Here is a 7,753-nt window from a genome sequence, read left to right as displayed (position 1 = left end):
TCGCTTGACCGTTCCCGGCTGTCGCGGTGACACCGGTCGGTGCACCCGGCTTCGTAGCGACCGGGGCGCCATTGAAGGTCATGGTGACCGAACCGACCGCGCCGTCCCCGGCCACCAGGCCAGGAAGCTGAATTCCGCCGGTCCCCGACCGGACCGAGATGGCCGCGCCGCCCAGGTAGGCCGAGGCCAACGACGAGCCGCCACCGCCCCCCGCTGTGTAGTTGTTCAGGATCCCTTGGGTCCCACCACCCCCGCCGCCGCCGCCGGCGTAGCCGCCGCCGCCGCTGCCGCCCATCGAACTGTTCGGGAGGCCCCCTCCGGCCCCGCCGGCAGCGAGCGTGGCGGCACCTGGGTTGTTCGACGCTCCGACGGTGCCGCTGTTGTAGTTTCCGATGCCGCCGGCGCCGCCGACAGCACCCGTGGCGGGCAGGCCCGGAGCAGCGAAGGTCACATTCTCACTGGTACCTGCACTGCCCGCATTACCGCCGTCGCCGTTGTATGCGCCGCCTCCCCCGGCGCCGGCGATAGCAAGTTTGGCGAGCAGGTTGTGGTTGCCGTCCAGGGCGAGCACGCCGGAGCCGCCGCCGCCGTAACCAATTCCGTTGTTGTTGCCACCGCCGCCGGCGCCGACGATCACGTACAGATACGTCGTCCCTACCGGGAGGGTCAGATTGCCGGCGACCTGGGCAGCATTACCACCGATATGCTGGCGGGCCGGATAGCCGGCGCCACCGCCGCCACCGACCACCTCCAGGTCGATGTCAGTGGTTCCGGCAGGCACGGTGAGGGTGTAGTTCCCGGCTGTCGTGCACGAAACGCTGCTGAGCAAGCCTGGCGTCGTGCCGTCGGTACAGGGCGAGGTTTCGGCGGAGGCGCTGGGCGCCCCCAGGACGACGGCACTGCCGCTGGCGAGCAACGCTGCGATCGCGACGGCGACATGGGGGCGCCGTCCCGTCTTCAGCCGAAGCTCCCCGCGGCGTACGTGCCGAGAGAAGGGAAAGGAGACCATGTCCAGATTGTTTCAGGATGCAATGGTCGCCGAAGACCCGCGCTAGACCGGGCTATGGAGGTCCCGGGGACCTTCTGCCAACCACAGAAAGCGCATCGTGGGAGTAAGAATGAAGGATGCGACGCATAACGGTGGCGCCAGGTATCGACGTCGCGGTGCATGAGCAAGGAACCGGCATTCCGGTGCTGCTGGCGCACGCGTGGGGCGAGACGCATCGCAGTTTCGACCGCCTCGTACCGCTACTTCCCAGGACGATGCGCCTGGTGCTACCCGACCAACGCGGTGTCGGCGTAAGCAGCAGGCCCGCCGCCGGCTACAGCCTCGAGCAACTCGCCAACGACCTGGTGGCTGTGCTCGATGCGCTGGAGATCGAGCGCTGTTGGCTCCTCGGCACCTCCAGTGGGGGTTACGTCGCGCAACAGTTGGCAGTCACCCACCCGGAGCGTGTCCTCGGGCTGATCCTGGTCGGCGCACCAGCGGACCTACGTGAGGTGGACGCAGGTGGATTGGTAGAACTCCTCGCCGGCCTCGACGACCCACTGACCGGGACCGATGTAGCGACCCTCCAAGGTGCCTTCACGTTCCATTCGCCGGTGCCGAAGGCGTTCCTCAAGGACCAGCGCACCGCCGTCACAGGAATCCCCCGCCACGTATGGCTGGACTCCTTCAACGGGCTGATAGCCGCGACCCCGCCTCTGGAGGTCGGCACCATCACTGCTCCGACGCTGATCCTCTGGGGCGCGGACGACGATGTGCTGCCGCGCGAACAGGCAGCCTTCCTACACGCTGCGATCGCTGGAAGCCGCTTCGTGACCTATCCCGACACCGGCCATCTGGTGCTCTGGGAGCAGCCGACTCTCGTGGCTGGAGACAGCCTCGACTTCATCTCCAGCCACACGGGCGACTGAGGGTGACGGCCCGCAAGGGTGCCACATCACCCGCACAACGAATAGGCTCCGAAGTAGGACATGGCCTGTCGTGGCGGGTGACCTCCTCAGCATCAACAAGGCAAGGCATCGCGGCACGCAGGCCCTGGCGTCGGAGCACAATTCGTCAGCCCTGAGGAGGACCTCGTGACCACCGATCCTGGCACCCTGGGCGGCCCCGGCCTCCCGCAGAGACGCCGCGTCATCACCGAGATCCCCGGCCCCGTGTCGAAGGCCCTGCAGGCGCGCAAGACCGCGGCCGTGCCGGACGGGATCGGCACCACGCTGCCGGTCTACGTGACCGCTGCCGGCGGGGGCGTACTGGTCGATGTGGATGGGAACTCGTTGATCGACCTGGGTTCGGGCATCGCCGTGGTCACCGTGGGAAACAGCGCGCCCCGCGTCGTGGAGGCGGTCGCGAGCCAGGCCGCGGCATTCACGCACACCTGCTTCATGGTCACGCCCTACGCCGGTTACGTCGAGGTCGCCGAAGCGCTGAACCGGATCACTCCGGGCGATCACGACAAGCGGACCGTGTTGTTCAACTCGGGTGCCGAGGCGTTAGAGAACGCGGTCAAGGTGGCCCGCTCCTACACCGGTAGGGACGCCGTGGTGGTCTTCGACCACGCCTACCACGGCCGTACCAATCTGACGATGGCGATGACGGCGAAGAACATGCCCTACAAGCAGGGGTTCGGGCCGTTCGCGCCAGAGGTCTACCGCGCACCGATGTCCTACCCGTTCCGCGACGGTGGGACCGATGGTCCCGCCGCCGCGCGACGGGCCATCGACCTGATCGAGAAGCAGGTCGGCGCGGCCAATCTCGCCGCCGTCGTTATCGAGCCGATCCAGGGTGAGGGTGGCTTCATCGTCCCGGCGCCCGGGTTCCTCCCGGCCCTGGTCGAGTGGTGTCGAGCCAACGACGTGGTCTTCGTCGCCGATGAGGTGCAGACCGGGTTCGCCCGCACCGGCACGATGTTCCGACATGGATCTGGTCCTCGTCGACGCGTGGACGTACGGCGGTGCGTTGATGCCCGAGCAGTGGCGCGATCGGCGACTCGGCTGGTGCGACATCTGGTCGCGCGCCACCCCGGACGGCAACCCGTACGCGCACCCGGTGCCCGGGCTGAAGCTGATCGTCCGACATGAACACGAACGAACTCCTGGAGATCGACGAGGGGCCCAACCCAGGTATGCCGGCGGTGGACGCCGAGTACGCTCCGGGGCCGTGGAAGGGCACGCTCCGCACGGACCTGAAGCCGTTGGAGATCACCCAGCACGAGGGCGTCTCCTTCACCCTCGACGGAACCGAACTGAACTGGCAGAGATGGTCGATGCGGTTGGGCTTCAACTTCCGCGAGGGCCTGACCATCCATCAGGTCGCCTACGACGGCCGCGAGATCGCGCACCGGCTGTCGTTCGCCGAGATGATCGTCCCGTACCGCGACCCGTCCTGGGAGCACCACCGACGCACGGCGTACGACATCGGCGAGTGGGGTCTCGGTTTCATGACCACGTCACTCGAACTGGGCTGCGACTGCCTCGGTGAGATCCGGTACGTCGACGCGGTCCTGCACGACTCCCTCGGCGAGCCGTACGTGGTCAAGAACGCGTTGTGTCTCCACGAGGAGGACAACGCCGTGCTCTGGAAGCACGTCGACGGTCACACCGGCGCCGAGGTCCGCCGGATGCGGCGGATGGTGGTCTCGTTCCATGCGACGGTCGCGAACTACGAGTACATCGTCTACTGGCGCTTCTACCAGGACGGCAACATCGAGTGCGAGGTCCGCGCGACCGGGATCATGGTCACCACGCCCTACGACGAAGCCGACGGGGCTCCGGAGACCGGGACCGTCGTCGACAACGGCACGTATGCGCCGTTCCACCAGCACTTCCTGGTGGCCCGGCTCGATCTCGACATCGACGGGGACGGCAACACGGTGCTGGAGGTCGACTCCGAAGCGCTGCCGGTCTCTGCCGACAATCCCTACGGCCTCGCCGTGGTCACGAAGGCGACGCCGATCCGCAGCGAGGCCGAGGCCGGGCGCGACTTCGACTAGCACCGCCAGCGGTCGTGGAAGGTGACCAACCCCAACAGGACGAACCGCCACGGTTCACACCCGAGCCACAAGCTGGTACCCAGTGCTTCGATCCCCGCGCTGATGGATCCCGACACGGTGCAGTTCCTGCGAGCACCGGTGATCGGGCACACCCTATGGGTGACCCGTCAGCACGAACGCGAGCGCTGGCCGGCGGGCGACTACCCGACTCAGTCCACGACTGACACTGGGATGACCCGTTGGATCGCCGACGACGAATCGCTCGAGAACACCGATGTCGTGCTCTGGTACGTCTTCGGCATCCACCACATCACCCGGGTCGAGGACTGGCCGGTGATGCCCGCCGACACGGTCTCCTTCTGGCTCAAACCGTTCGGCTTCTTCGACCAGAACCCGTCGATCGACGTCGCGCCCACCACGACGATGTCGGGCAGTTGCTGCGGGGAGGACTGCCGCTGCGGGCACTGATCACACTGTCGGCCGCACACGCATCAACGCAGTCAGGCCCCGGTCCTCGTCAGCCGAGCGACGGTCTCCACGTGGTGCGTCATCGGGAAGAGGTCGTAGGACTTGAGGTCGGTGACGCTCCAACCGAGTTCGCCGAAGATCTTGAGGTCACGTGCGAGAGCGGCCGGGTCGCAGGCGACGTACACGACGGTCCGCGGGCCAAGCGCATGGATCTGCTCGACGACGGCACGCTTCGCACCCTCACGGGGCGGGTCGAGGACGACGACGTCGGCACCGGTGATGACACCGGCCTCCAGAACCTGGTCCACCGAGCCGGCATAGATCTCGACCTGGTCCAGGTCGGCCAGGTTCTCCCCCGCGTGTTCGCAGGCGTTCCGGCTGCCCTCGACCAGCGCCACGGAGCCGGTCGAACCGGCCTGCGCGCCGAGGAAGCCGGAGAAGAGGCCCACGCCCGAGTAGAGATCCACGACCCGATCACCCTCGCGGACGCCGGCGAACGCGGTCACGCAGTCGACCAGCGTCCTCGGAGCGCCCGGGTGGACCTGCCAGAACCCGTCGCCCTCCACCTCGAAGGCGCGCTCGCCCGAGTCGGCGCGGACGCGCTCGATGATCACCGAACCACGGACCTCGGATGCGACCCGGGCGTCGGTCGCCGCGATCAGACAGTCGTCGATCGGCACCACCCGACGCGAACGGTGCGCGCGCATGCCCCGGTGGCCGTCCGGCGTCCGGGCGTACTCGACGCGGGATCGCCAGCGCAGCCCGTCCTGGTCGCCGGGCACAGCCTGGACCTCGAGATCGGCGACCAACGGGTCGGCCGGGTCGAATCCACCGAGCCGGACCAACTGCTCACGGACCACCGACTCCTTGAGCCGCCGCTGCGAAAGCAGCGCCACGTGCTGGAAGTCGCAGCCACCACAACCGCCGGGGCCGGCCACCACGCAGGGGGCCGGGACCCGATCGGCTGACGGCACGAGCACCTTGACGGCGTCGGCGCGCAGGAAGCGGTCGCCCTCGGTGCCTTCGGTGATCTCGATCTCGACGGTCTCTCCCGGCAGGGTGTGCCGAACGAACGCGACCCGATCACCGAGCTCGGCGATCCGGCCCACGCAGTGCCCGCCATGAGCCACCGCGCCGATCTCGACCTGGAACCTACGGCCCACCAACGAGGCACCACGGGCTTTACGTTGACGGGTTGTGCGGGCCATTAATCCTCCTGGCGATAGCCACGACGGTCCGGAACCGACGGCGCCCCTCGGCGCACGTCACCGGCCAGTACGCGGCGGCGGCCACGCTCAGCACGTGCCAAGGCGACCTTCGATGAACTCAACTGGTACGGAACCGACGTCACCATGACGCCGGGGGTGAAGAGCAGACGACCCTTCAAGCGGAGAGCCGTCTGATTGTGCAGCAACTGCTCCCACCAATGCCCCACAACGTACTCGGGGATGTAGACGGCCACCACACCGCGGGGGTTGGCCTGGCGGATCTCTGAGGCGTACTCCACAACCGGGCGGACCAGTTCGCGGTACGGCGAGTAGAGAACCTTGAGCGGCACGTCGAGTCCACGACGGTCCCACTCGTTGATCACCTCGTCCGCTTCGCGCTGATCGGCGCTGACGTAGATCGCCTCCAGGACGTTGGGCCGTGTCGCCTTGGCGAACGCCAACGCCCGCAACGTCGGCTTGTGCAGCTTGGAGACCAGGACGATCGCGTGCACCCGGGTCGGCAGGACGCTGTCCTGGTCATCGGCGGCCAGTTCGTCGGCGACGCGGTCGTAGTGGCGACGGATGCCGCGCATCAGCCCGAAGAAGGCGAGCATCGCCAGCAGGGTGATCCAGGCGCCGGAGAGGAACTTGGTCACCAGCACGACGACCAGCACGGTGCCGGTGAAGGCGAGCCCGATCGTATTGATCATCCGGGACCGCTGCATGGTGCGCCGCGCAGCCGGGTTCTGCTCGACGTCGAGGTGGCGTGTCCAGTGCCGGATCATGCCGAGCTGCGAGAGCGTGAAAGAGATGAAGACGCCGACGATGTAGAGCTGGATCAACCGGGTGACCTGGGCGTCGAACGCCCAGATCAGGCCGACCGCCATCACCGCGAGGAAGACGATGCCGTTGCTGTACGCCAGCCGGTCACCGCGCGAACCCATCGCGCGGGGTGCGTATCGGTCCTTGGCGAGGATCGAACCCAGCACCGGGAAGCCGTTGAAGGCGGTGTTCGCGGCGAGGACGAGGACGATCCCGGTACAGATCACCACGAAGTAGAAGCCCGGCGGGAAGCCGTCGAAGATCGCCTTGGCCAACTGGGCGATCACCGTGTGCTGGTCGTAGCCCTCGCCGACCGGCGTGCCGTCGGCGTTGAGCAGGCGGTCGATGTGGTGCGGGTCGACGTAGCGCAGGCCCATCTGCCGGGCAAGCGTGATCACGCTCAACATCATCGTGATCGCGATCAGCCCGAGCAGCAGCAGCGTGGTCGCCGCGTTCTTGGACTTGGGACGCCGGAACGCCGGCACTCCGTTCGAGATCGCCTCGACACCGGTGAGGGCCGCACAGCCGGAGGAGAAGGCCCGGGCGAGCAGGAAGATCAACCCGATGGTGGTGAGCTCCTGCTCGTATCCCGGCGACGGCGCGATCTTCAGGCCGGCGCTCTCCACCTGGCCGAGGTCTCCGGTCATCCACTGGAAGAAGCCCCAGGCGAACATCACACCGAGACCGAGGATGAAGGCGTAGGTCGGGAAGGCGAAGAAGGTGCCGGACTCCCGGACGCCGCGCAGGTTGAGCGCCGTCAGGATGACCACGAGCAGGATCGCGAAGGTCGCCTCGTGGCCGGAGAGCGCGGGTATCGCAGCCGCGGCGTACTGCGCACCGGACGAGATCGAGACCGCGACGGTGAGTACGTAGTCGACCAGCAACGCGGCACCGACCGTGATTCCGGCGTTGGCACCGAGATTGACCTTCGCCACCTCGTAGTCGCCTCCGCCGCTGGGGTAGGCGTGCACGGTCTGTCGGTACGAGGCCACCACAGCGAGCATCACCACCGCGACGGCGATGCCGATCTTCCAGGACCAGGCGTAGGTGCTCGCCCCGGCGAGCGCGAGCATGATGAAGATTTCGTCCGGTGCATAGGCCACCGAGGACAGTGCGTCGCTGGCAAAGACCGGAAGCGCAATGCGCTTGGGGAGCAGCGTCTCCCCCAGTTGGGAGCTGCGGAGCTTGCGCCCCAGCAGAATCCGCTTAGATACGTCACCGACACCCACGAGAAGTCAGGCTAGTCCAGACTCCGCCAGA

Annotated in this window: 3 protein-coding genes and 3 pseudogenes; 3 read left to right on the top strand and 3 right to left on the bottom strand. The window is 67.4% G+C overall.

The window, feature by feature from the left end; genetic code table 11:
- Positions 1–1,009: pseudogene (locus tag ACLM5J_RS14595) on the bottom strand (hypothetical protein); the annotation flags it as partial.
- A gap of 116 nt (positions 1,010–1,125) precedes the next feature.
- Between ACLM5J_RS14595 and ACLM5J_RS14590 the strand changes: the two are divergent.
- The 3 genes and pseudogenes from ACLM5J_RS14590 to ACLM5J_RS14580 all read left to right on the top strand — a co-directional run bounded on the left by ACLM5J_RS14590 (position 1,126) and on the right by ACLM5J_RS14580 (position 4,463).
- Entirely contained in the window at positions 1,126–1,917 is a 792-nt protein-coding gene (locus ACLM5J_RS14590) for an alpha/beta fold hydrolase (RefSeq protein ID WP_413657160.1), read from the top strand.
- A 186-nt stretch (positions 1,918–2,103) separates the two neighbouring features.
- Positions 2,104–2,916, top strand: a pseudogene (locus tag ACLM5J_RS14585) (aminotransferase class III-fold pyridoxal phosphate-dependent enzyme); the annotation flags it as partial.
- 164 nt (positions 2,917–3,080) lie between these two features.
- Positions 3,081–4,463: pseudogene (locus ACLM5J_RS14580) on the top strand (primary-amine oxidase).
- A gap of 32 nt (positions 4,464–4,495) precedes the next feature.
- Here the strand turns inward: ACLM5J_RS14580 and ACLM5J_RS14575 are convergent.
- Positions 4,496–5,671, bottom strand: coding sequence for a class I SAM-dependent RNA methyltransferase (locus ACLM5J_RS14575; RefSeq protein ID WP_413657159.1), 1,176 nt, complete (start codon positions 5,669–5,671; stop codon positions 4,496–4,498).
- Positions 5,671–7,722, bottom strand: coding sequence for an APC family permease (locus ACLM5J_RS14570; RefSeq protein WP_413657158.1), 2,052 nt, complete (start codon positions 7,720–7,722; stop codon positions 5,671–5,673). The genes ACLM5J_RS14575 and ACLM5J_RS14570 overlap by 1 nt, the downstream gene beginning before the upstream one ends.
- Positions 7,723–7,753: the final 31 nt, after the last annotated feature.

The organism is Nocardioides sp. Bht2 (genome assembly GCF_047308515.1).
In the GTDB taxonomy this organism is placed as follows: domain Bacteria; phylum Actinomycetota; class Actinomycetes; order Propionibacteriales; family Nocardioidaceae; genus Nocardioides.
Note: the sequence above shows the minus strand (reverse complement) of the source record. Positions and strands in the feature narration are given on the sequence as shown.

Coding starts and splice junctions, on each gene's coding strand:
- ACLM5J_RS14590 (WP_413657160.1), top strand. CDS start 1,126: ATGCGACGCATAACGGTGGCGCCAGGTATCGACGTCGCGGTGCATGAG.
- ACLM5J_RS14575 (WP_413657159.1), bottom strand. CDS start 5,671: ATGGCCCGCACAACCCGTCAACGTAAAGCCCGTGGTGCCTCGTTGGTG.